This window comes from Pseudomonadaceae bacterium SI-3 (assembly GCA_004010935.1).
GTDB lineage: Bacteria > Pseudomonadota > Gammaproteobacteria > Pseudomonadales > Pseudomonadaceae > Stutzerimonas.
In genome coordinates, this window is the sequence record CP026511.1 from 1678603 (window position 1) to 1699174 (window position 20572).

Sequence of the window (20572 nt, forward strand, 5' to 3'; positions counted from 1 at the left end):
CTAAGGGGAAGTCAACCCTCGGCAGCTCAGAGAACCTGCACGATCGCGTCAGTCACGTGGTCCAGATTGCTGTGGTTCAATGCTGCGGCACAGATGCGCCCGGTGCCGATCGCATAGACGCCGAACTCGACGCGCAGGCGCTCGACCTGGGCGGCGGTCAGGCCTGAGTAGGAGAACATCCCGCGTTGCTTGGCGACAAAGCTGAAATCCTGCTTGGCGCCTTTTTCAGCCAGCTGTCGAACCATGGTCAGACGCATGTCCTGGATGCGGGTGCGCATCTCGCCCAGCTCGGTTTCCCACATGGCGCGCAGCTCAGGGCTGTTGAGCACAGCAGACACCACGGTCGCGCCATGGGTTGGCGGGTTGGAATAGTTGGTGCGGATCACGCGCTTGATCTGTGACAGGACTCGGGCCGACTCGTCGCGGTTCTGGGTCACCATCGACAGCGCGCCGACGCGCTCGCCATATAGTGAGAATGACTTGGAGAAGGAGCTCGATACAAAGAAGCTCATGCCTGAGTCGGCGAACAGGCGCACAGCAGCGGCATCCTCCTCGATGTTGTCACCGAAGCCCTGATAGGCGATGTCGATAAACGGCACGTGATCATTGGCGCGCAGCACTTCGAGGATCTGCTTCCAGTCCTCCGGCTGCAGGTCGACGCCGGTCGGGTTGTGGCAGCAGGCGTGCAGCACAACGATCGAGCGGGGCGGCAGGTTTTTCAGGTCTTCAAGCATGCCGGCGCGGTCGATGCCATGGCTGGCTGCGTCGTAATAGCTATAGTTCTGCACGGGAAAGCCGGCAGCCTCGAACAGTGCGCGGTGGTTTTCCCAGCTTGGATTGGTGATGGCGACGACCGCATCGGGCAGCATGCGCTTGAGGAAATCCGCGCCGATCTTCAACGCGCCAGTGCCGCCCAACGCCTGCGTAGTAACCACGCGGCCATCGGCAACCAGCGACGAGTCGGCACCGAATAGCAAGCCCTGTACAGCCATGTCATAACTGGCGATGCCCTCGATGGGCAGATAGCCGCGCGGTGCATTCAGCTCCAGACGCGCCATCTCGGCGGCGGCCACCGCGCGCAGCAGGGGAATTCGGCCTTCTTCGTTGTAGTAGACGCCCACCCCCAGGTTGACCTTGTTCTGCCGACTGTCGGCATTGAAGGCTTCATTGAGGCCGAGGATCGGATCGCGCGGCGCCATTTCGACAGCGGAGAACAAACTCATGATGGGGAGGCTCGAAGAGAGGAGGTGACTGATGCAGCACCCTCGCTTCGCGCTGAGGGCGGTGCGCAAACGGGGCAAGAGTATAACGGGACTGGCCCTGTGCCGCGATATGCTAGGGCGGTTTTTCTGTCGGTTTAAGCCCAGCGGAGGCCGCGAGTTTTCCTGGCTTTGCCTGCTCGTCGCCCGAGCACTTGATATCGCTGGGCGAGCCCGCATTGAAAGGGGTTGTGGTTGCTGCGCGCCGCGTCGCCAGCAGCACGTTGCACGTCTGGAAACATCGCCATAGCGGCTCGAATATTCATTTTCGAGTCGTCTCGCTATCTGAAGAGGTCGATATGTCGCAGTTCGAATTGGTCACGCGCTTCAAGCCAGCCGGAGACCAGCCTGAAGCCATTCGGCAGATGATCGAAGGCATCGAGGCCGGCTTGTCGCACCAGACGTTGCTGGGTGTAACGGGGTCGGGCAAGACCTTCAGCATCGCCAACGTGATCGCCCACGTGCAGCGGCCCACGCTGGTGCTTGCGCCAAACAAGACGCTTGCAGCTCAGCTCTATGGGGAGTTCAAGGCGTTCTTCCCGAACAACGCGGTTGAGTATTTCGTCTCCTACTACGATTACTACCAGCCGGAAGCCTATGTGCCGTCCTCCGATACCTTCATCGAGAAGGATGCTTCGATCAACGATCACATCGAGCAGATGCGGCTGTCGGCGACCAAGGCTTTGCTGGAGCGGTCGGACGCGATCATCGTCACCACTGTTTCGTGCATCTACGGCTTGGGTAGCCCCGAAACCTACCTGAAGATGGTGCTCCACATCGATCGAGGCGATCGCCTGGACCAGCGCGAGCTGCTGCGCAGACTCACCGGGCTGCAGTACACCCGCAATGAAATGGATTTCGCCCGTGCGACCTTTCGCGTGCGTGGCGATGTGATCGATGTCTATCCGGCCGAATCGGACCTGGAAGCGGTGCGCATCGAGCTGTTCGATGACGAAGTGGAAAGCCTGTCTGCCTTCGATCCCCTGACCGGCGAGGTAATCCGCAAGCTGCCGCGCTTCACCTTCTATCCCAAGAGCCACTACGTGACGCCGCGCGAGACCCTGCTGGATGCCATCGAGAACATCAAGGTGGAGCTCAAGGATCGCCTCGATTACCTGCGCGGTAACAACAAGCTGGTGGAGGCTCAGCGACTCGAGCAGCGCACCCGTTTCGATCTGGAAATGATCATGGAGCTGGGCTATTGCAACGGCATCGAGAACTACTCGCGCTATTTGTCCGGGCGCGATTCTGGCGAGGCCCCACCGACGCTTTATGACTACCTGCCAGCCGATGCGCTGTTGGTGATCGACGAGTCCCACGTGAGCGTTCCGCAGGTCGGTGCCATGTACAAAGGCGACCGCTCACGCAAGGAGACGCTGGTCGAGTACGGCTTCCGTCTGCCATCGGCGCTGGATAACCGGCCGATGCGTTTCGATGAGTGGGAGGCCATCAGCCCACAGACGATCTTCGTCTCGGCGACGCCTGGACCTTACGAGGCTGAGCATGCGGGGCGAGTGATCGAACAGCTGGTAAGGCCTACCGGGCTGGTCGACCCTCAGATCGAGATACGCCCAGCGCTGACGCAGGTCGACGATCTGCTTTCGGAAATCAACAAGTGCGTGGTCAAGGAAGAGCGTGTGCTGGTCACGACGCTGACCAAGCGGATGGCTGAGGACCTCACCGACTATCTTGGCGATCACGGCGCGCGGGTGCGCTACCTGCACTCGGACATCGATACCGTGGAGCGGGTCGAGATCATTCGTGATCTGCGCCTGGGCGTGTTCGACGTCCTGGTAGGCATCAACCTGCTGCGTGAGGGCCTGGACATGCCCGAGGTGTCGCTGGTGGCGATCCTCGATGCGGACAAGGAAGGCTTCCTGCGGTCCGAGCGCTCGCTGATCCAGACCATCGGCCGCGCGGCGCGTAATCTCAACGGCCGGGCCATTCTGTATGCCGACAGAATAACCGGCTCGATGGAGCGGGCCATCGGCGAAACCGAGCGCCGGCGTAACAAGCAAATCGCCTTCAACGAAGCCAACGGCATCGTCCCGCAGGGTGTGTTCAAGGATGTTCAGGACATCCTGGAAGGCGCCACTGTGCCGGGTTCGCGCAGCAAGAAGCGTCGCGGCGAAGCCAAAGCGGCGGAAGAAGCGGCGCGCTACGAGAACGAACTCCGCTCACCGAGCGAGATCACCAAACGGATTCGCCAGCTGGAAGAAAAGATGCTCGCCTATGCGCGCGATTTGGAATTCGAAGCCGCCGCGCAGACGCGCGACGAGATCCACAAGCTACGCGAGAGGTTGCTGCAAGTTTGATGCTTTCGGTGCGTCGCATCGCGACTCGGGCGAATAAATCGCCTCTACATTGCGGGACGCGTAAGACGCTCGGTCCTGTAAGGGCGACTTTTCACCCGTGACGCTTGGCGAAATACCACCTTCCGGCCTCAGTGGGCTGCGCCACCTTTGATGTCGTCAGGCAGGCGCCGCGTCAGCAGCACTGCAACCATGCTGACTGCTAGCGCGATGCCGACGAAGTGGAAGGCATCGTTGTACGCCATGATCATCGCTTGCTGATGGGTGATCTCGCTGATTCGCCCCAGTGCGACCTGTTCGCTGCCCAGCTGCTGAGTTAGCGCGCTCAGCCGCTCCGCAACAGCAGGGTTGCTCGGCACCACCGACTCGCGCAGATAGTCGAAATAGATCTTCGCGCGACTGTCCAGCAGCGTCGCCAGCAAAGCGATGCCAATCGCGCCGCCGAGGTTGCGCAGAATGTTGAACAGGCTGGACGCTGAGCCGGCATCCTGCGGCTGGATGTAGGCCGTAGCGATCAACGAGATGGTGACCATGATCATTGGTTGGCCGAGCGCTCGGATGATCTGGATCGGATGGAACTGGTCGCCGCCAAAGTCCGGATTGAGTGCGCCGGAGGCAAAGCTGGAGATGCCGAACAGCGCGAAGCCTGCCGCGCATAACAGCTTTGGCGGAATAATCTTCATCAGCTTGGGCACTAGTGGAATCAGGAACAGCTGCGGAATGCCCATCCACATGATGACCTGGCCGATCTGCAGCGCGTTGTAGTTCTGAATCTGCGCCAGGTACAGCGGTAGCAGATAGATCGATCCATAAAGCCCGAGTCCCATGCCCAGGCTGGCGATGCTGGTCAGGCCAAAGTTGCGCTCACGCAGGATTCCCAGGTTGATTAGCGGGTTAGGCCGCGACAGCTGCAGGATCACGAAAAGAACCAGACTGACCACTGCCACCGAGCCCAGCTGGACGATCAGGGTCGATTCTAGCCAGTCCTTGCGATGTCCTTCTTCGAGAAATACCTGTAGGCATCCCAGCCCCATCGCCAGCGTGACGATGCCCGCGTAGTCGGTGCTTTTCAGCAGCTCCCAGTGCGGCGGCTTTTTCTCCAGACCGTACAGCAGGCCCGCGATCATCAGCAGCCCGGGCGGCACGTTGATGTAGAAAATGTATTCCCAACCCCAGCTCTCGGTGAGCCAGCCGCCCAGTGTGGGCCCGATCGAGGGTGCGAAGGTCGCGGTGATGGCGAACAGCGCCATGCCCTTGGCGCGATGATGGTCCGGCAGCTTGATCAGCGTCAGGGTGAAGGCCAGCGGGATCAGCGCGCCGCCGGTGAAGCCCTGCAGTGCGCGAAACACGATCATGCTTTCCAAGTTCCAGGCAAAGGAACAGAGCAATGACGAGATCAGAAAACCGATCGATACCCAGACCGCCAGGCGCCGCGCAGAGAGCAGCTGCACCAGCCAGGCGGTGAGCGGAATCATGATGATTTCCGCTACCAGATAGGAGGTGGAGATCCAGGAGCCTTCCTCCAGCGTGGCGGACAACGCGCCCTGGATGTCCTTCAGCGAAGAGTTGGTGATCTGGATATCCAGTACCGCCATGAAGGCGCCAAGCATGGCGCTCATCACAGCAATCCAGTCGCGTCGGCTAGGCTCGCCGACCGGACGGATCAGGGCATCAGCGGCCACGGATGACGATCTTCACGTCCACCGACATGCCGGGGCGGATACGGCCCTTGAGCGGGTTATCGCTGGCAAAGGTCAGCTTGACCGGAATGCGCTGCACCACCTTGGTGAAGTTACCGGTGGCATTGTCCGGGGGCAGCAGGCTGAACTGCGCGCCGGAGGCGGGGAACAGGCTTTCGACGCGGGCATCGATGGGCGTGTCAGGGTAGGTGTCGAAGGTCAGTTCGGCGTTTTGTCCAACCTGCATCCGGCCGATCTGGGTTTCCTTGAAATTGGCCTGCACCCAGATTTCCTCGTCGGGAACGATCGACATCAGGTAGGCACCGACCGGCACGTATTGGCCGTTGCGCGCCGAACGCTGCCCGACGATCCCGCTGATCGGCGAGCGAATTTCCGTACGGCCCAGGTTCAGCTCGGCTTGCTCGATTTCGGCTCGAGCGCTGCCAATTTGCGCGTCCAGACGTTTGACGTCCGCTTCCAACGCGTCGACCTGCTGGCGTTGCGCTGCCAGGTCGGCTTCGGCTTTCTGTCGCTGCGAGCGGGCGACCTTTGCGTCGGCAGACAGCGTGGTGACGCGTTCTTCCGAGATGAAGCCGGGCTTTCGTAGCGCTTCGACGCGCGACAGGTCCGTCTGGCTGCGTTCGAGATTTGCCTGAGCCGCGCCAACCGAAGCCTGGCTGGCAGCGATCAGGCTGCTCTGCTGCGCCAGGCGGCTGCGTGCCTGGGTGAGTTCAGCTTCACGAATCGCCAGGTTGGCCCTGGCCTGTTCCAAGGCGAGGCGGAAGTCGCCTGGCTCAAGGCTGACCAACAAATCACCTGGTTGCACATGCTGATTATCCTGCACGTGGACCTGTTCGACACGCGCGGCGAGCTGGCTGGAAATCCGTGTGATTTCACCTTGTACATAGGCGTTGTCGGTGTGTTCGTAATGACGACCAACGAAATACCACTGAGCGAAGAACCCGGCTGCAATCAGCAGTACAAGGGCAACGAAGATGATCAATCGGCGTTTCAGCTGGGCGGGCATGGGGTCGCTCGTTGGCGGAGTTAGCCGGGCAATCTAGCAGCGTTCCGCTTGAGTAATAACCCGTTACAATTGCGAAACTTTGTTGCAAATACGGAACAATGCGATGGGTCTGGATGACGCGCTGATCTTCACTCGTGTGGTCGAGTGCCACAGTTTTACCCAGGCGGCCTCGAGCCTGGCCATGCAGAAGTCAACGGTAAGCCGTCGTATCGTCCAGCTCGAAGAGCGGTTAGGCGTGCGGTTGATCAACCGCACCACGCGCCGCTTGCGGCTGACCGAAGTGGGGCAGGCCTACTACGAGCGCTGTCGGCAGATCATGGTCGATTTCGCCGAAGCCGAGCAGGCCGTCATGCAATTGCAGCAGGCGCCGGCCGGGCTGCTGCGAATCTCCGCGCCAATCGAATTCGGTCAGTGGATCCTGGGTCGAGTGCTGGGCGATTTCATGCGCTTGTATCCGGAGATCAATGCCGAAGTCGAGCTGGCATCGAGGCATATCGACCCGGTAGAAGAGGGTGTCGACATCGTCATCTCGGTGGGACAACCCCAGGACTCCAGTTTGATCGGGCGCAAGCTCTTCGAGACCCGGCGGCGACTCTGCGCCAGTCCGGAATATCTGGCCCAGCATGGCGTGCCCACGCGGGCGGAGGATCTCGCCAGCCACCGCGCGATCACTCTGTCGCGCGACCCGGTGCGCTACTGGCCGATCCTCGAACAGAACGTCAGTTGCCGCCGGGTGCTGACCTGCAACAACATCACCTTTGCCCGCGAGGCTGCACTGGCCGGAGCAGGCATCGCGGCGCTACCGACCATGATCACCGACCAGGAGGTGCGTGAAGGTCATCTGGTCGAGCTTCTCCCAGATGTCGATCTGCCGATCGGCGAGGTGTATGCGGTGTATCCCTCGCGACGTTTTCAGGCGATGAAGGTCAAGGCGTTTCTTGATTTTTTGATGCAGTCGTTGCCAGTTGCGGAAGGCCGTCTGGTGGAGCCGGTGGATGCGCGCCTGTTAACATCGCGCCTTTACACGCGCTGACCCAGCCGGCCGAACCGGCTATCGCAGCTGCCGTGTCTTCCTGTGCCTTGATTCGAGAACATCATGACCACCGTTCGCACCCGTATCGCACCATCCCCTACCGGCGATCCGCATGTCGGCACCGCGTATATCGCGCTGTTCAATCTCTGCTTCGCACGCCAGCACGGCGGCCAGTTCATCCTGCGCATTGAGGACACCGACCAGTTGCGCTCCACGCGCGAGTCGGAACAGCAGATCTATGACGCGCTGCGTTGGTTGGGCATCGAGTGGGACGAAGGCCCGGATGTGGGCGGTCCACACGGCCCGTATCGGCAGAGCGAGCGCGGCGAGATCTACAAGAAGTATTCGGACGAGCTGGTCACCAAGGGACATGCGTTCCCGTGTTTCTGCAGCGCTGAGCGCCTGGATCAGGTGCGTGCCGAGCAGATGGCCAACAAGGAAACGCCGCGCTACGACGGGCATTGCATGCACATCCCGGCCGAAACCGCGCAGCAGCGCATTGCGGCGGGGGAGTCGCACGTGATCCGCATGAAGGTGCCAAGCGAGGGCATATGCCAGGTCAACGACATGCTCCGCGGCACGGTCGAAATCGGCTGGGATCGCATGGACATGCAGGTGCTGATGAAGGCTGATGGCCTGCCGACCTACTTCCTGGCCAACGTCGTCGACGACCATCTGATGGGCATCACCCACGTGCTGCGCGGCGAGGAATGGCTGCCGTCGGCGCCAAAGCTGATCAAACTCTACGAATATTTCGGGTGGGAACAGCCGCAGCTCTGCTACATGCCACTGCTGCGCAACCCGGACAAGAGCAAGCTTTCCAAGCGCAAGAATCCCACGTCGGTGACCTTCTACGAGCGCATGGGTTTTATGCCCGAGGCGATGCTCAACTACCTGGGCCGCATGGGCTGGTCGATGCCGGACGAGCGCGAAAAATTCACGCTGGCGGAAATGATCGAACACTTCGACATCAATCGCGTCTCGCTGGGTGGACCGATCTTCGATGTCGAAAAGCTGTCCTGGCTCAACGGCCAGTGGCTGCGCGAGCTACCAGTCGAGCAGTTCGCAGCCGAGGTGCAGAGGTGGGCGTTCAACCCCGAGTACATGATGAAGATCGCGCCCCACGTGCAGCAGCGCGTCGAGACCTTCAGCCAGATCGCCCCATTGGCTGGCTTCTTCTTTTCCGGCGCGCTGAACCTTGATCCGGCATTGTTCGAGCACAAGAAGCTCGACGCCACTCAGGTCCGTCAGGTATTGCAGCTGACGCTGTGGAAGCTGGAAGCCTTGCGTCAGTGGGACAAAGAGCGCATTACCGAGTGTATCCAGATGGTTGGGACGCGTCTCGAATTGAAGCTGCGCGATGTCATGCCCTTGATATTCGCCTCGATCACCGGCCAGGCCAGCTCCGTGTCGGTGCTCGACGCCATGGAGATCATCGGGCCCGACCTGACACGCTTCCGTCTGCGCCAGGCGTTGGAGCTGTTGGGCGGCGCTTCGAAGAAAGAAGTGAAAGAGTGGGAAAAGCTCTTCGCCGCGATGGCTTGATCCGCGATGGCTTCTCGGGACGCGGTTGGCGCCGTCCCGCAGCTGTTCAGCGATTGCCACTCGTCGCCGGTAAGTATTTGTTCTGATGCCAAAAAATCTTCGGGGTCAGGAAAAAATATCGTTGACACTCCGAGAGGCCGCACCTAATATGCGCCCCGTCCTCGAGATGGGGCTATAGCTCAGCTGGGAGAGCGCTTGCATGGCATGCAAGAGGTCGACGGTTCGATCCCGTCTAGCTCCACCAATCTCGATTGCCACACCGGTTCACGCCGGTTGCCTTTGAAGGGCTTTGCGTCCCCTTCGTCTAGTGGCCTAGGACACCGCCCTTTCACGGCGGTAACAGGGGTTCGAGTCCCCTAGGGGACGCCATTATTCAAAATCGCAACGCGAGAGCGGGGCGAGAGACATTAGATCCGGGGCTATAGCTCAGCTGGGAGAGCGCTTGCATGGCATGCAAGAGGTCGACGGTTCGATCCCGTCTAGCTCCACCAATCCACGACAGGTCGTAGCGGTTACGGTCTGTTCATCGAAGGTTTCGTCCCCTTCGTCTAGTGGCCTAGGACACCGCCCTTTCACGGCGGTAACAGGGGTTCGAGTCCCCTAGGGGACGCCATTTTTTTTTGCCCGTTTTGGGCATCAAAGGGTCATTTCTCACGAAATGGCCCTTTTTGTTTTGCCCGCAATTTGAGCGTCGTCATCAGGGCGACATGGTCTGGCATGCTGAATGGTGGGCCATAGATGCGGCCCGCATGCGTGACAATCGAGCGGTGGGTGGCTTCCAATAGGCGATTCGGCCGCATCTGCGGCGCACTGCACAGCGAGGGTACGCATGATCTGGGACCAGGCCGACTCATTCGTCATCGATATTGACGTGCAATCCGAGCATATCGACGAGCTCGGCCACGCAAACAATGCGGTTTATGTGACTTGGCTGGAAACTTGCGCCTGGCGGCATTCGCAGCATTTGGGGCTTGGGCTGGGCGACTACCGTAGGCTTGATCGAGCGATGGCGGTACTGCGACACGAAATCGATTACTTGGCTGCTGCGTATCAGGGCGATCAATTGCAACTCGGCACTTGGATCGTGGACTCCGATCAGCGACTGAAGATGAAACGTAATTTCCAGCTGATCCGGCCGGCGGACGGGGTGACGCTGTTACGTGCGCAAACCACCTTCGTCTGCATTCAGTTGTCTACCGGCAAGCCCAAGCGCATGCCGGGCGAGTTTGTCGAGGGGTATGGCAAGGCGCTGGTGCAGCCTTATCCCCTCGAACTCTGACCCCATTTATGATCAGCGCTGTTCCGGCTTGCTGACGTCTGCCTCGCGGCGTTCCTCGGCATCGCCGCGCCAGTCGTCCTGCACCTCGTTTTCCATCTTCTGCTTGAGGGTCTTAGGGTCATTATTGATGTTCGCCGTATTGGCGCGCTGGTGGTTTTCATTCATTGCGCTGCCCTGGGCGGTGCTTGACAAGCCAAGGTCTTCGTCGTCCTGCATGGCTTCCTGATTGGCCATTGCTCCAGTCGCAAGCAGGCTGGTGAAAAGGGCAGTGGCAATACTCAAGGTCTTCATCGGTAATCCTCCGGGTAGCTTGGAAGTGTTTGCTGCTCTACCTCTTAAATTCCGACTCGGTGGCCCGGGAATTGTTCGTGGGAAGCCGCATTGGCCCAGGCTTGCAAGCGTTGGCACGGCCTCTAGCGCCGCGCTTTCGTTCGTTTTACCTCTGGTCGGTTTGCCGCCCGACTGGTTCGTTCAGTTGAGTAAATGCAGCGAATTTCAGCTAGGCGCCGGTTCCAAGAGGTTCCGGAAAAGTGACCGCCTTGAGTCGTCGGCTCCCTTATCCATTCATCCTCGCAATATCCTCGGGACGACCCGGATCGGCCATAATGTCGCGCGGCCCGCTTCGCTCTTGATGGAGTTGTTCAAGGGGAGCGGCGGTTTAGTCCAGTCACGAGTTTCTTACCGTTATCCCGTCCAGAAAAATCATCCATGTCGATTGCGATTGCTTCTATGCCGCGATCGAGATGCGCGACGATCCCAGTCTTGCCAACCGGCCCATTGCGGTTGGTGGCTTGGCTGATCGACGCGGCGTTATTGCCACCTGCAACTACGAAGCTCGCGCATACGGCGTGCGCTCCGCGATGGCCTCCGGTCATGCTTTGAAGCTCTGCCCGGATCTGCTGATCGTGCGGCCGCGGATGGATGCCTACAAGGAAGCTTCACGCGAAATCCACGGGATTTTCCGAACCTACACCGATCTGATCGAACCCTTGTCGCTCGACGAGGCTTTTCTCGATGTGAGTGGCTGCGAGCATTTTGCCGGCAGCGCCACGCGCATTGCACAGGACATCCGTCGGCGAGTCTGGCAGCAGCTGCGCATCACGGTTTCAGCAGGCGTTGCGCCTAACAAGTTTCTGGCAAAGATCGCCAGCGACTGGAACAAGCCGGATGGTCTGTTCGTGATCACCCCGGATCAGGTGGATGATTTCGTACTCGCTCTGCCGGTCACCAAACTCCATGGTGTCGGCCGGGTGACGGCGGAGAAGCTGAAGCGCATGGGTATTCACACCTGCGCTGATCTGCGCAGCTGGAGGCGCCTTGATCTGGTTCGGGACTTCGGCTCGTTCGGTGAGCGACTGTGGGGGCTGGCGCATGGCGTCGACGAGCGCCTGGTTCAGGTCGAGAGCCGGCGCCAGTCGGTCAGTGTCGAGAACACCTACGAGCGCGACTTGCCAGACCTTGCCGCCTGCCTTGAGCGACTTCCCGAGTTGCTCGAGCAGCTCGCCGGCAGGATGGCGCGACTCGATAACGGCTACCGGCCCGGCAAGCCGTTCGTGAAGTTGAAGTTCCATGACTTCACCCAGACGACCCTCGAACAGTTCGGCGCTGGGCTTGAGCTTGAAGACTATTCCGACCTCCTGGCGGGCGCCTTTGCCCGTGGCAAGCGACCGGTGCGGTTGATTGGCGTCGGGGTTCGTTTGATCGACCTGCGAAGCGGCTTCGAGCAGTTGCGGTTGTTCTGATCGCCGTCCGTTGGTCACCCATCAACGTCCACTCTGCTTTTTGGTACGTCTGTTGCTTCAGCTGTTGCGGCGTGGCCAAAGCTGCCACTTTTCCGGCGCGGATTGTTCATACGCGCTGGCGACGAGTGGGCTAACTGAAGGGCAGCAGTGGCCGATACGGTTGAAGGTTTTTGACGCCTCATCGTGAAGAGCAGAGGTGTCGGTGATTGGACTAGATAACGCTTTTTGTTAGGCTTCCTATATAGATGGCAATCTGATATCAGATTAGGCGCGTGTGTTCCGTCTCGTGTTTTAGAGTTGTGCAAGTCGCGAAGCGGCAGGAGTGCCTTCCCTGATGGGGCTATTTTTCAAACGTCGTAAAGCCACCGCAATGGGGCTGCTGGGTCTTGAGTTCGGGCCGCAAGGCGTCGCGCTCGCGCAAGTCCAGCGTGCTGACGGCGAGACGCCACAGTTGCTGCGTTGCGACTACCTTGAGGGTCAGCCGGAGGCGCAAGCCGAATTGCTCAAGCAAGCCGTTGCCGAGCATGGCCTCAGCGGTATGTCGGTCAATCTCCTGCTGCACCCTTCGGCTTATCAGATGTTCCTGCTGGAAGCGCCAGAGGTACCGGCTGAAGAGCTGCGTGACGCCATGCGTTGGCGCGTCAAGGATTTGCTCAGCGAGCCGCTTGAAGACGTTGTCATTGATTGCTTTAGCCTTCCGGAGGACGCTTATCGTGGCCGCACGCGCATGGTCTATTGCGTGGTGCTCAAAAAGTCCCGGATGAATGAGTTTCGCTCACTCGTCCAGCATGCCGGCCTGACCTTGGCAAGCATCGACATCACTGAAATGTCCTTTCGCAACCTCGGGCTGCTGGCCGGTGCCGATGCCATCAATTTGGCGCTGTTGCGCCTACGTACCAGCGAAGGCTTGATCTGTGTACAGAACGGTGCCGATCTGTATATGGCACGGCGTATCGAACACGGTCTGGCACGTGCCGAGCAGGATCTGTCCAGCATGACCCTGGAGATCCAGCGCTCGCTCGACTACTACGAAAGTCAGTTGGGCAAAGGCTATATCAGCCGCCTGTTGCTGTTGCCGATGAAACAGGACGGTGAGCGGACCCATCAGGCGCTGGCGGCCGGGCTGGCAGTCAATCTGCAACGGCTGGATTTGCGTGAGCTGTTCCCGGGTCAGCCGGCCAGTGACCTCACCGAATCGAGCCAGGCCTTCTGTATCGGCGCTGTCGGTGCCGCCCTGCGTCAGGATGCTTGCTGATGCAGAACATCAACCTCTATCAACGCGAACGCCGTAGCGGCGGTGGACCACGCCCCAGGCAGATGCAGCTGGGCGTCGTGTTGGTTATCGCAGTGCTGGCGATCCATGGCGCATGGCAGGGTTGGAAGCTGCATACCGCCGGCCAAGCTGCCGTACTCGCCGAACAACAGGCCGGGCAGGCAGAGGCCAGGCTGGACGTGGTCAAGGCGGATTTTCGCGAGCCGACGCTCGACCCGCGGCTTCCGCTGCAGTTGGCCGAGCGCGAAGCCGAGAACCGCGAGCTGCAACGACTCGCCGACCACCTCAAATCACTGGATGCGCAGCGCAGCAGCGGCTTCTCGGGGTTGCTGCAGGGCTTGGCTGATCGCCACCCACCGCAAGGGCTCTGGCTGACCCGGATTCGCCTGCAGGCGGGCGGGGATGAAATGGCACTGCAGGGTCTGACGCAGGATCAGGAACTCCTCCCGCTTTATTTGCAGAGCTTGGGTCAGAGCAGCGCGTTCAGCGGACGCGAGTTCGCCCGTTTCGATCTTCAGCGCGACGACAGCGATCTGCTGCAGTTTCGCTTGTCCTCCCAGGCCGTGACGGAGCAGGACGATGAATAAGCTCATCCAGCACTGGCATGGACTGGCGCCGCGCGAGCAATGGCTGACCTACGGTGTGGGGCTGTCGCTGCTGATCATGCTCTACGTATTGTTGATCGCCGAGCCGCTGGGTCTGCGCATTGCCGCCGAAACCAGTCGGCAACAGGCTGCGCACGCCCGTCTTCTCGCGGCTGAGAGCAGCCTGCTGGAAATTCAGGCCAAGCTTGCGGCCGATCCGAACCTGAGCTACCGGCAGGCACTGGCGGCCGCACAGGTCAGCCATAACGAGCTGCTGCAACGTATCGACTTGGAAACCAGCACCCTGGTATCGCCGACCCGGATGAAGGGGCTGCTGCAGGATCTGTTGCGTAACCAGACCCAGCTCAAACTGGTCGCCCTTGAAAGTTCGAGCGGGCCGCTCGCGGTGCCCGCTGCGGCAACGGCTGAGGGCAAGGAGCAAAAGACGCCACCGGTGGTGTTCTATCGCCATGGCCTGCGTCTGACCCTCGAAGGCGGCTATTTCGACCTACTGGCCTATCTCAACGCCGTCCAGGCGAGTGGCTGGCGCTTGCATTGGGACAGCCTGAACTACGAAGTCGGTGAGGAGGGCGCGGGCCGGGCTCGCGTCACCCTCGACTTGCATACCTTGAGTCGCGATGCGGGGTGGGTTGGTGTTTAGAACTGCGATCAAACTTCTCTGCCTGGCTTCGCTGTTCGGCGCCGCGCCTGTTGTCGCGCTGGATCCCACGCAACCGCCGGCCGGGCGGGCGGCTGGTGATGCGCCGGTAGACGCGGCTGCCAGCTTGCACCTGCAGGCGATCCTGCGTGGCCCCGGGCGTGCCAGCGCCGTGATCAACGGAAACAGCCTGCAGGTCGGTGACCGCGTGGGAGATGCCCGCATCCTTGCAATTCACCGGCACGCCGTCGTCATTGATCGCCAAGGTCAGCAGCAAGAACTGCACCTCAGCGCCCCCATCATCCAAACGAGCCGTACCCAGCCATGATGCCGACCCAGATGTCTCGCTTCGGCGTGTTGAGCCTGATCTGCCTGCTTTCTGCCTGTCAGACCTTCGAAGACGGCGATCAACGTCTGTACGAGCAGAGCAACCGCCTGTTCGAGGAAAGCCTGGAACAGAACCAGCTGAAGGTGGTTCCGCCAGTTTCGGTGCAGGCGGGACTGATCCCACCTTTGGCAGCCGACAAGCTCGTCGTCTCGGGGCCTCGTTTCGACGTGGCCGTAAGCGACATGCCGGCCCGCGAGTTTTTCCTCAGCCTGATGAACAGTGCCGGGGAAAATCTGCTGGTGCACCCCGGCGTGACCGGCAACGTAACCTTCAGCCTGCGTAACGTCACCCTCGAAGAAACCCTGGCGGCGGTCCGGGATAGCTACGGCTATGACTACCAGCGTACCGCCTACGGCTATCAGATCCAGCCGAACGAGGCGATTACCCGCACCTACGATCTCGACTACCTGAACGTCCAGCGCCAGGGTATGACCGACACCCGTGTAAGCTCGGGCCAGGTCACCAGCAGCGATAGCACCGGCGTCGGCGCGGCAGGCACCACGACCAGCAGTACCTCCTCGACGGTGAATGCCAGCCAGTTGCTGACCACCAGCAACGTGGACTTCTGGAGCGAAGTGCGAGCCGTGATCGAGATGATGATCGGCGGCGAAGAAGGCAATCAGGTCGTCGTGAATCCGCAAAGCGGATTGCTTGTGGTGCGAGCCTCCAGCGCGGATCAGCAGGCTGTAGAGCGCTTTCTGATCCTGGCGCAGCGCAACCTGCAACGTCAGGTCATCCTCGAAACCAAGATCCTCGAAGTGAATCTGTCCGATGGCTTTCAGTCCGGTATCAACTGGGCTCAGCTCGGCAGCATGGGTAATGCCGATTTCAGCCTCGGCGTGCAGGGCGACGCGCTGAGCGGGCCGAACAGCGTCGGCGGTGTGTTCAGTGCTGCCGTGCAGGTCGGTGATTTCAGCGGCGTGCTGCAACTGCTGGAGACCCAAGGCGAGGTGCGTGTGCTGTCCAGTCCACGGATTTCTACGCTGAACAACCAGAAGGCGGTCATCAAGGTCGGCACGGACGAGTTCTTCGTGACCGATGTTTCGACTACCACGACGTCGCTCGTGGGCGGCACCACTGCACCGGATCTGGATATCACCCTGACCCCGTTCTTCTCCGGCATATCGCTGGATGTCACCCCGCAGATCGATGAGAACGGCCAGGTCACGCTGCACGTGCGCCCGACCGTCAGCCGCGTGCAGGACCAGAACAAGACCATCCAGCTGGGCGGCTCGGACAATGTCTTCAATCTGCCGCTGGCGCTCTCGACTACACGTCAGTCCGACTCCATCGTGCGTGCCCGCAGCGGTCAGGTGGTGGTCATCGGCGGCCTGCTGGAAAACCGCAACACCAATACCGATGCAAACATTCCCTGGGCCTCGAAGCTGCCGATAGTGGGCACGCTGTTTCAGCAACAGCGCAAAGCCCTGCTGCAGACCGAGCTGGTGATCCTCATGCGGCCACAAGTGGTGGACGACCAGGTCTGGTTGGATGATCTGCGTAAATCCGCCGAATCCTTCCGGTCGACCAGGTAACCGCCGGTATGTACGAAGCATTTTTCGGCCTGCGCGAGAAGCCATTCGCGCTGACACCGAACACAGGCTTCATGGTTCAGCTGGCGCCGTATCAGGCCTGCCTCAATCTGCTGCGCGTGGCGCTGGGTGAGGGCGAGGGCTTCATCAAGGTCACCGGCGAAGTGGGCACGGGCAAGACGCTGCTCTGTCGCGCGCTGCTCAACGAACTGGACGCCGCTCACTACCAGGTCGCCTGGTTGCCGAATCCGACGTTGACGCCAATGGCCTTGCGCCAGGCCCTAGCGCACGAACTGCATATTGCCGAGGCGAGCGAGCTGGACAACCACGGCTTGCTCAACGCCCTCCACGCACGCTTGATCGAGCTGGCCGCGCAGGGCAAGAGCACCGTTCTGCTGATCGACGAAGCCCAGGCGCTGCCGACTGCGACGCTGGAAGCCTTGCGGCTGCTGACCAACCTCGAGACCGAACACAACAAGCTGTTGCAGGTGGTGCTGTTCGGTCAGCCGGAACTGGACGCGACCCTGGCCCGCGAAGACTTTCGTCAGCTGCGTCAACGCATCACCTTTTCCTACAGCCTTCGCCCGCTGGATGTGAGCGATGCTACGCGCTACCTGCAGGAACGCCTGGCCGTGGCGGGCTATCGGGGCGAGCCGCTGTTCAAGCCTGCGGCGGTACGTTTGCTGGTGCGAGGCAGTGGCGGAATTCCGAGGTTGCTCAACATCCTGGCGAACAAATGCCTGATGGTGGCGTTCGGTGAAGGGGCTCGTCAGGTCTTGGCGCGGCATGTGCGCCGGGCGTTGGACGATACCGAAGGTACGAAGCCGTTCTGGCGAAACACCTCACGTCTTTTCGGCTGGAAGATGACCGCTGGGTGCCTGTCGCTGGCACTGATCGCCGGTGCCTGGCCATGGCTGGCGCAACTCACCGAGGTGCTGCCGTGAGCCTGGTCAACGACATGCTGCGGGATCTTGAGGCGCGCCGCGCCGCGCCGGCCGAACGTGAGCAGCTGGGTAGCCTTTATGCCGTGGACGAAGCCGCTGCGAAACGGCGTGAGGGCTATGGGCGCTTGCGTCGCGGGTTGCTGATCGTTGCCGCAATCGGGGTGCTGGCCGTTGCGCTTTTCCTGCTCTCTGGGCGCCTGCAACCGGCCGCGCAGCCCTTGGCTGCGGTGCCTGTCGCTGTCCCGCCACCGGTCGAAGAAGTTGCGCCGACGCCAGAGCCTGTCGCGCTGACGCGACTGCTGGAGGTGTTGCCACAGAACGATGGGCGGCGTTTCGTCCTGCAGCTGCTGCTCGATCAATCCGTCAGCTACCAGCGAATCGATACGAACGGCTCGGTCAGCTTCCGCCTCAGCGATGTGCAGTTCAAGGGCGAGGCCCGCACCGGGCGCATCGAGAAAGAAGGGCAGACGCTGTCTTGGCGCGTCGAGGCGCAGGACGGCGACGTTAATGTGCTGATCATCGGTTTCGGTGATCAGCTGAACGTAGCTGATCGCCTCGAATCGATCGGTGATCGTTCGCAGCTATGGTTGGACGTGTCGTTTGGCAGTGCGGCTGATGCCGACCCGCAGACTGAATCTATGCCGGTTGCCGAGTCGCCGGATATGGACGATGCCCAATTGCCGGACTGGGTGACCCGTGACGTCGAGCCGGCTGAGACGCTCAACGAGCCGGCCCCCGCCAAAACGACACTTGAGCCCAAGGCCGTGCCCCGTGCTGCGGTTGCCGCAGAGCCCGTTGTTCCCGCAGGCGCTGGAAATATCACGATCGGTGCGCATCAGCCCGATGCACTGGCGCAGGCCCGCGACGCGCTGAGTCGGGGTGATCACCTATCGGCTATTCGGCAGCTGCAGGCACTGCACCAGGCACAACCGGACAGCGCAGAGATCAGCCGCTGGCTGGCTCGTGCCTACCTCGGCGCGGGCGATACCGCCGCGTTGCTGAAGTGGCTGCCGGCTCAGCTGCAGGCCCGCCCGTTCGATGCCGAGCTGCGTGAGCTGCTCGCGCGCGGCCAGTTGCAACTCGGCGATCAAGGCGCCGCCATCGCGACGTTGCAGCAGAACGCGCCGGCACTGCAGCGCAACACCGCCTATCACGCCTTGCTTGCTGCGCTGTACCAACAGGTCGGCGATTGGTCCGCAAGCGCTGCGACCTACCGTCAGCTAACCGCTATTCAACCAGGGCAGGGCGCATGGCAGCTCGGCCTGGCCATCGCGCTGGAGCAACTCGATCAGCCGGCACAGGCCGGTCGGCATTATCGCCAGGCATTGCAAGGGCAGGGCCTGGATGAAAGCGCGCGTCAGTTCGCCACTGAACGTGCCGGTTCCCTCGGAGGGACGCAATGACTCAGGACATCCGCCAGCGCAAGATTCGCCTCGGCGACCTCCTGGTCCAGGCCGGGCTGATCAGTGACGCTCAGTTGCAGCTCGCATTGCAGGACCAGAAGCGGACCGGCTCTAAGCTCGGCCGCACGGTACTGGATCTCGGTTTTATCGATGAAGGACGCCTGCTTCGGGCGCTTTCCGAGCAGTTGCAGATCCCCTTCGTCGAGCTCAAACACTACAAGTTCGACAATCAGCTGACCCAGAGCCTGCCCGAGGCAATGGCACGGCGTTTCCGCGTCATCGTGCTGTCGCGCCAGGCTGAGGGTCTGCTGGTCGGCATGACCGATCCACTCGACCTCTTCGCCCAGGACGAAATGGAGCGTTTGCTGGGCAAACGAGTATTCCCAGCGGTGGTTCGTGAAAGCGAGCTGCTGGGCGCCCTCGATCAGCTCTACCGGCGCACCAGCGAAATCGCCTCGCTGGCCGGTGAGCTGGAAGGCGAACTGGAAGACAGCGATTTCGACTTGTCGCGCCTCGGTGCCGAGAGCAACAGCGACGCGCCCGTGGTGCGGCTGTTGCAGACGCTGTTCGAAGATGCCGTGCAGATGAAAGCCTCCGACATTCATATCGAACCCGACGAAGGCGTGGTGCGGATCCGTCAGCGCATCGACGGTGTACTCAACGAGCAGGTGATGAAAGAGCACCGCGTCGCGTCGGCGCTGGTCATGCGCTTGAAGATCATGTCCGGCCTGGACATCTCCGAGAAGCGTTTGCCGCAGGATGGTCGCTTCAATATCCGGGTGAAGGGCCGCAACATTGATGTGCGTGTGTCGACGATGCCGGTGCAGTTCGGCGAATCGGTGGTGATGCGCTTGCTCGACCAGAGCGGGGCGATGTTCCAGCTCGACGGCACCGGCATGCCGGCGGCGATGCTTGAGCGCTTCCGTCGACTGTTACAACGTCCTCACGGCATGGTGCTGGTCACCGGGCCGACCGGCTCGGGTAAAACCACCACGCTCTACGCGGGACTTTCCGAGCTGAACAGCCCCGAGAAGAAGATCATCACCGTGGAAGATCCGGTGGAATACCGCCTGCCGCGGGTCAATCAGGTGCAGGTCAATGCCAAGATCGAGCTGACCTTTGCGCGCGTATTGCGAGCTGCGCTGCGTCAGGACCCGGACATCGTGCTGGTCGGCGAGATCCGCGATCAGGAGACCGCCGAGATCGGCCTGCGTGCAGCGTTGACCGGTCACCTGGTGCTGTCGACGTTGCACACCAACGACGCCCTGACCTCTGCCATGCGCCTCATCGACATGGGCGTGGAGCCCTTCCTCGTCGCCACGGCGCTGAACGCGGTGCTGGCCCAGCGCCTCATTCGTCGCGTCTGTGAAAACTGCCAGGAAGAGCACCAGCCGGATCCGCGTCAGCTGGTCTGGCTTGAAACGCTGCACGGCGGGTCGCTGGCCGACAAGCGTTTCCGTCGCGGCAGCGGCTGCCACCAGTGCCACAACAGTGGTTACAGCGGCCGGATCGGTGTCTACGAGTTGCTCGAACTCGACGAACCGATGATCGCCGCGCTGCGCCGTGGTGATCCGCAAGGCTTCGCCGAAGCCGCACGCAAGCAACCGCATTACCGGCCGCTGGCCGAATGTGCATTGGATTACGCCATTGCTGGCATCACCAGCGTGGATGAAGTGCTCAAGGTGTGCGCCACCCTGGCGGATGACGAGGTGACGGTGTGAACGCCCGGGCTGCGCCACGCCGCTACACCGCTACAGTAGGAGCCAGCTTGCTGGCGACCCATGAGCGCGCTGCGGCTAATCACGTTCGTGAGCACGCTCGCGCCTATGGACGCATGCAAGGCATAGGCGAACCGACCATGACGCACGCGCAACCTGTAGGAGCCAGCTTGCTGGCGAGCCATGAGCGCAGGGC

At 61.2% G+C, this 20572-nt stretch carries 17 protein-coding genes and 4 tRNA genes; 17 read left to right on the forward strand and 4 right to left on the reverse strand.

Annotated features, from left to right (window positions below):
* Positions 1-26 precede the first annotated feature (26 nt).
* Positions 27-1223, reverse strand: a complete 1197-nt coding sequence (locus C1896_08100; GenBank protein AZZ44872.1) for an aromatic amino acid aminotransferase — start codon at positions 1221-1223, stop codon at positions 27-29.
* Positions 1224-1558: 335 nt separating this feature from the next.
* On the opposite strand from C1896_08100, the gene C1896_08105 reads away from it, so the two are divergent.
* Entirely contained in the window at positions 1559-3574 is a 2016-nt protein-coding gene (locus tag C1896_08105; GenBank protein AZZ44873.1) for an excinuclease ABC subunit B, read from the forward strand.
* A gap of 128 nt (positions 3575-3702) precedes the next feature.
* Here the strand turns inward: C1896_08105 and C1896_08110 are convergent, their stop codons facing one another.
* Positions 3703-5253: an EmrB/QacA family drug resistance transporter gene (locus C1896_08110; protein ID AZZ44874.1), complete on the reverse strand. Its 1551-nt coding sequence runs from the start codon at positions 5251-5253 to the stop codon at positions 3703-3705.
* Positions 5243-6277 carry a transporter gene (locus tag C1896_08115; protein ID AZZ44875.1) on the reverse strand — a complete coding sequence of 345 codons (1035 nt, stop codon included), beginning with the start codon at positions 6275-6277 and terminating at the stop codon, positions 5243-5245. Before C1896_08115 ends, C1896_08110 begins: the two co-directional genes overlap by 11 nt.
* A gap of 103 nt (positions 6278-6380) precedes the next feature.
* Here C1896_08115 and C1896_08120 point away from each other — a divergent pair, with 103 nt between their 5' ends.
* The 7 genes from C1896_08120 (at position 6381) to C1896_08150 (ending at position 10134) form a co-directional block, all read left to right on the forward strand.
* Complete coding sequence (locus tag C1896_08120; GenBank protein ID AZZ44876.1) at positions 6381-7310, forward strand: LysR family transcriptional regulator; 930 nt, start codon at positions 6381-6383, stop codon at positions 7308-7310.
* A 63-nt stretch (positions 7311-7373) separates the two neighbouring features.
* Positions 7374-8855: a glutamate--tRNA ligase gene (locus C1896_08125; protein AZZ44877.1), complete on the forward strand. Its 1482-nt coding sequence runs from the start codon at positions 7374-7376 to the stop codon at positions 8853-8855.
* 168 nt (positions 8856-9023) lie between these two features.
* Positions 9024-9099: transfer RNA gene (locus C1896_08130), tRNA-Ala, on the forward strand.
* Positions 9100-9148: 49 nt separating this feature from the next.
* Positions 9149-9224 (forward strand) — tRNA-Glu (locus C1896_08135).
* A gap of 46 nt (positions 9225-9270) precedes the next feature.
* Positions 9271-9346, forward strand: a tRNA-Ala gene (locus C1896_08140).
* 46 nt (positions 9347-9392) lie between these two features.
* Positions 9393-9468 (forward strand) — tRNA-Glu (locus tag C1896_08145).
* Between the two features lie 216 nt (positions 9469-9684).
* Positions 9685-10134: an acyl-CoA thioesterase gene (locus C1896_08150; GenBank protein ID AZZ44878.1), complete on the forward strand. Its 450-nt coding sequence runs from the start codon at positions 9685-9687 to the stop codon at positions 10132-10134.
* A 12-nt stretch (positions 10135-10146) separates the two neighbouring features.
* Here C1896_08150 and C1896_08155 read toward each other — a convergent pair whose 3' ends face one another.
* Positions 10147-10425, reverse strand: a complete 279-nt coding sequence (locus tag C1896_08155; protein ID AZZ44879.1) for a hypothetical protein — start codon at positions 10423-10425, stop codon at positions 10147-10149.
* A gap of 395 nt (positions 10426-10820) precedes the next feature.
* Between C1896_08155 and C1896_08160 the strand changes: the two genes are divergently transcribed.
* From C1896_08160 to C1896_08200, 9 genes are all read left to right on the forward strand, one after another.
* Complete coding sequence (locus C1896_08160) at positions 10821-11876, forward strand: DNA polymerase IV (protein ID AZZ44880.1); 1056 nt, start codon at positions 10821-10823, stop codon at positions 11874-11876.
* 334 nt (positions 11877-12210) lie between these two features.
* Complete coding sequence (locus C1896_08165; protein ID AZZ44881.1) at positions 12211-13131, forward strand: MSHA biogenesis protein MshI; 921 nt, start codon at positions 12211-12213, stop codon at positions 13129-13131.
* Positions 13131-13736: an MSHA biogenesis protein MshI gene (locus C1896_08170; GenBank protein AZZ44882.1), complete on the forward strand. Its 606-nt coding sequence runs from the start codon at positions 13131-13133 to the stop codon at positions 13734-13736. The genes C1896_08165 and C1896_08170 overlap by 1 nt, the downstream gene beginning before the upstream one ends.
* On the forward strand, positions 13729-14394 hold the full coding sequence (locus C1896_08175) for an MSHA biogenesis protein MshJ (GenBank protein AZZ44883.1): 666 nt from the start codon (positions 13729-13731) through the stop codon (positions 14392-14394). Before C1896_08170 ends, C1896_08175 begins: the two co-directional genes overlap by 8 nt.
* Positions 14372-14719, forward strand: coding sequence for a Type II secretory pathway component (locus tag C1896_08180; protein ID AZZ44884.1), 348 nt, complete (start codon positions 14372-14374; stop codon positions 14717-14719). Before C1896_08175 ends, C1896_08180 begins: the two co-directional genes overlap by 23 nt.
* A complete protein-coding gene (locus tag C1896_08185; protein AZZ44885.1) occupies positions 14716-16314 on the forward strand; it encodes a pilus (MSHA type) biogenesis protein MshL in 1599 nt (532 codons plus the stop codon). The genes C1896_08180 and C1896_08185 overlap by 4 nt, the downstream gene beginning before the upstream one ends.
* An 8-nt stretch (positions 16315-16322) precedes the next feature.
* Positions 16323-17255: an AAA family ATPase gene (locus C1896_08190; GenBank protein AZZ44886.1), complete on the forward strand. Its 933-nt coding sequence runs from the start codon at positions 16323-16325 to the stop codon at positions 17253-17255.
* Positions 17252-18658: a hypothetical protein gene (locus C1896_08195; protein AZZ44887.1), complete on the forward strand. Its 1407-nt coding sequence runs from the start codon at positions 17252-17254 to the stop codon at positions 18656-18658. Before C1896_08190 ends, C1896_08195 begins: the two co-directional genes overlap by 4 nt.
* Complete coding sequence (locus C1896_08200) at positions 18655-20379, forward strand: MSHA biogenesis protein MshE (protein ID AZZ44888.1); 1725 nt, start codon at positions 18655-18657, stop codon at positions 20377-20379. The genes C1896_08195 and C1896_08200 overlap by 4 nt, the downstream gene beginning before the upstream one ends.
* The last annotated feature ends 193 nt before the right edge of the window (positions 20380-20572 follow it).

What these genes read in the sequence shown, in the direction of transcription:
- C1896_08100 (AZZ44872.1), bottom strand. Translation starts at nt 1,223, where the DNA reads ATGAGTTTGTTCTCCGCTGTCGAAATGGCGCCGCGCGATCCGATCCTC.
- C1896_08105 (AZZ44873.1), top strand. Translation starts at nt 1,559, where the DNA reads ATGTCGCAGTTCGAATTGGTCACGCGCTTCAAGCCAGCCGGAGACCAG.
- C1896_08115 (AZZ44875.1), bottom strand. Translation starts at nt 6,277, where the DNA reads ATGCCCGCCCAGCTGAAACGCCGATTGATCATCTTCGTTGCCCTTGTA.
- C1896_08120 (AZZ44876.1), top strand. Translation starts at nt 6,381, where the DNA reads ATGGGTCTGGATGACGCGCTGATCTTCACTCGTGTGGTCGAGTGCCAC.
- C1896_08125 (AZZ44877.1), top strand. Translation starts at nt 7,374, where the DNA reads ATGACCACCGTTCGCACCCGTATCGCACCATCCCCTACCGGCGATCCG.
- C1896_08150 (AZZ44878.1), top strand. Translation starts at nt 9,685, where the DNA reads ATGATCTGGGACCAGGCCGACTCATTCGTCATCGATATTGACGTGCAA.
- C1896_08155 (AZZ44879.1), bottom strand. Translation starts at nt 10,425, where the DNA reads ATGAAGACCTTGAGTATTGCCACTGCCCTTTTCACCAGCCTGCTTGCG.
- C1896_08165 (AZZ44881.1), top strand. Translation starts at nt 12,211, where the DNA reads ATGGGGCTATTTTTCAAACGTCGTAAAGCCACCGCAATGGGGCTGCTG.
- C1896_08170 (AZZ44882.1), top strand. Translation starts at nt 13,131, where the DNA reads ATGCAGAACATCAACCTCTATCAACGCGAACGCCGTAGCGGCGGTGGA.
- C1896_08175 (AZZ44883.1), top strand. Translation starts at nt 13,729, where the DNA reads ATGAATAAGCTCATCCAGCACTGGCATGGACTGGCGCCGCGCGAGCAA.
- C1896_08180 (AZZ44884.1), top strand. Translation starts at nt 14,372, where the DNA reads ATGCGGGGTGGGTTGGTGTTTAGAACTGCGATCAAACTTCTCTGCCTG.
- C1896_08185 (AZZ44885.1), top strand. Translation starts at nt 14,716, where the DNA reads ATGATGCCGACCCAGATGTCTCGCTTCGGCGTGTTGAGCCTGATCTGC.
- C1896_08190 (AZZ44886.1), top strand. Translation starts at nt 16,323, where the DNA reads ATGTACGAAGCATTTTTCGGCCTGCGCGAGAAGCCATTCGCGCTGACA.
- C1896_08200 (AZZ44888.1), top strand. Translation starts at nt 18,655, where the DNA reads ATGACTCAGGACATCCGCCAGCGCAAGATTCGCCTCGGCGACCTCCTG.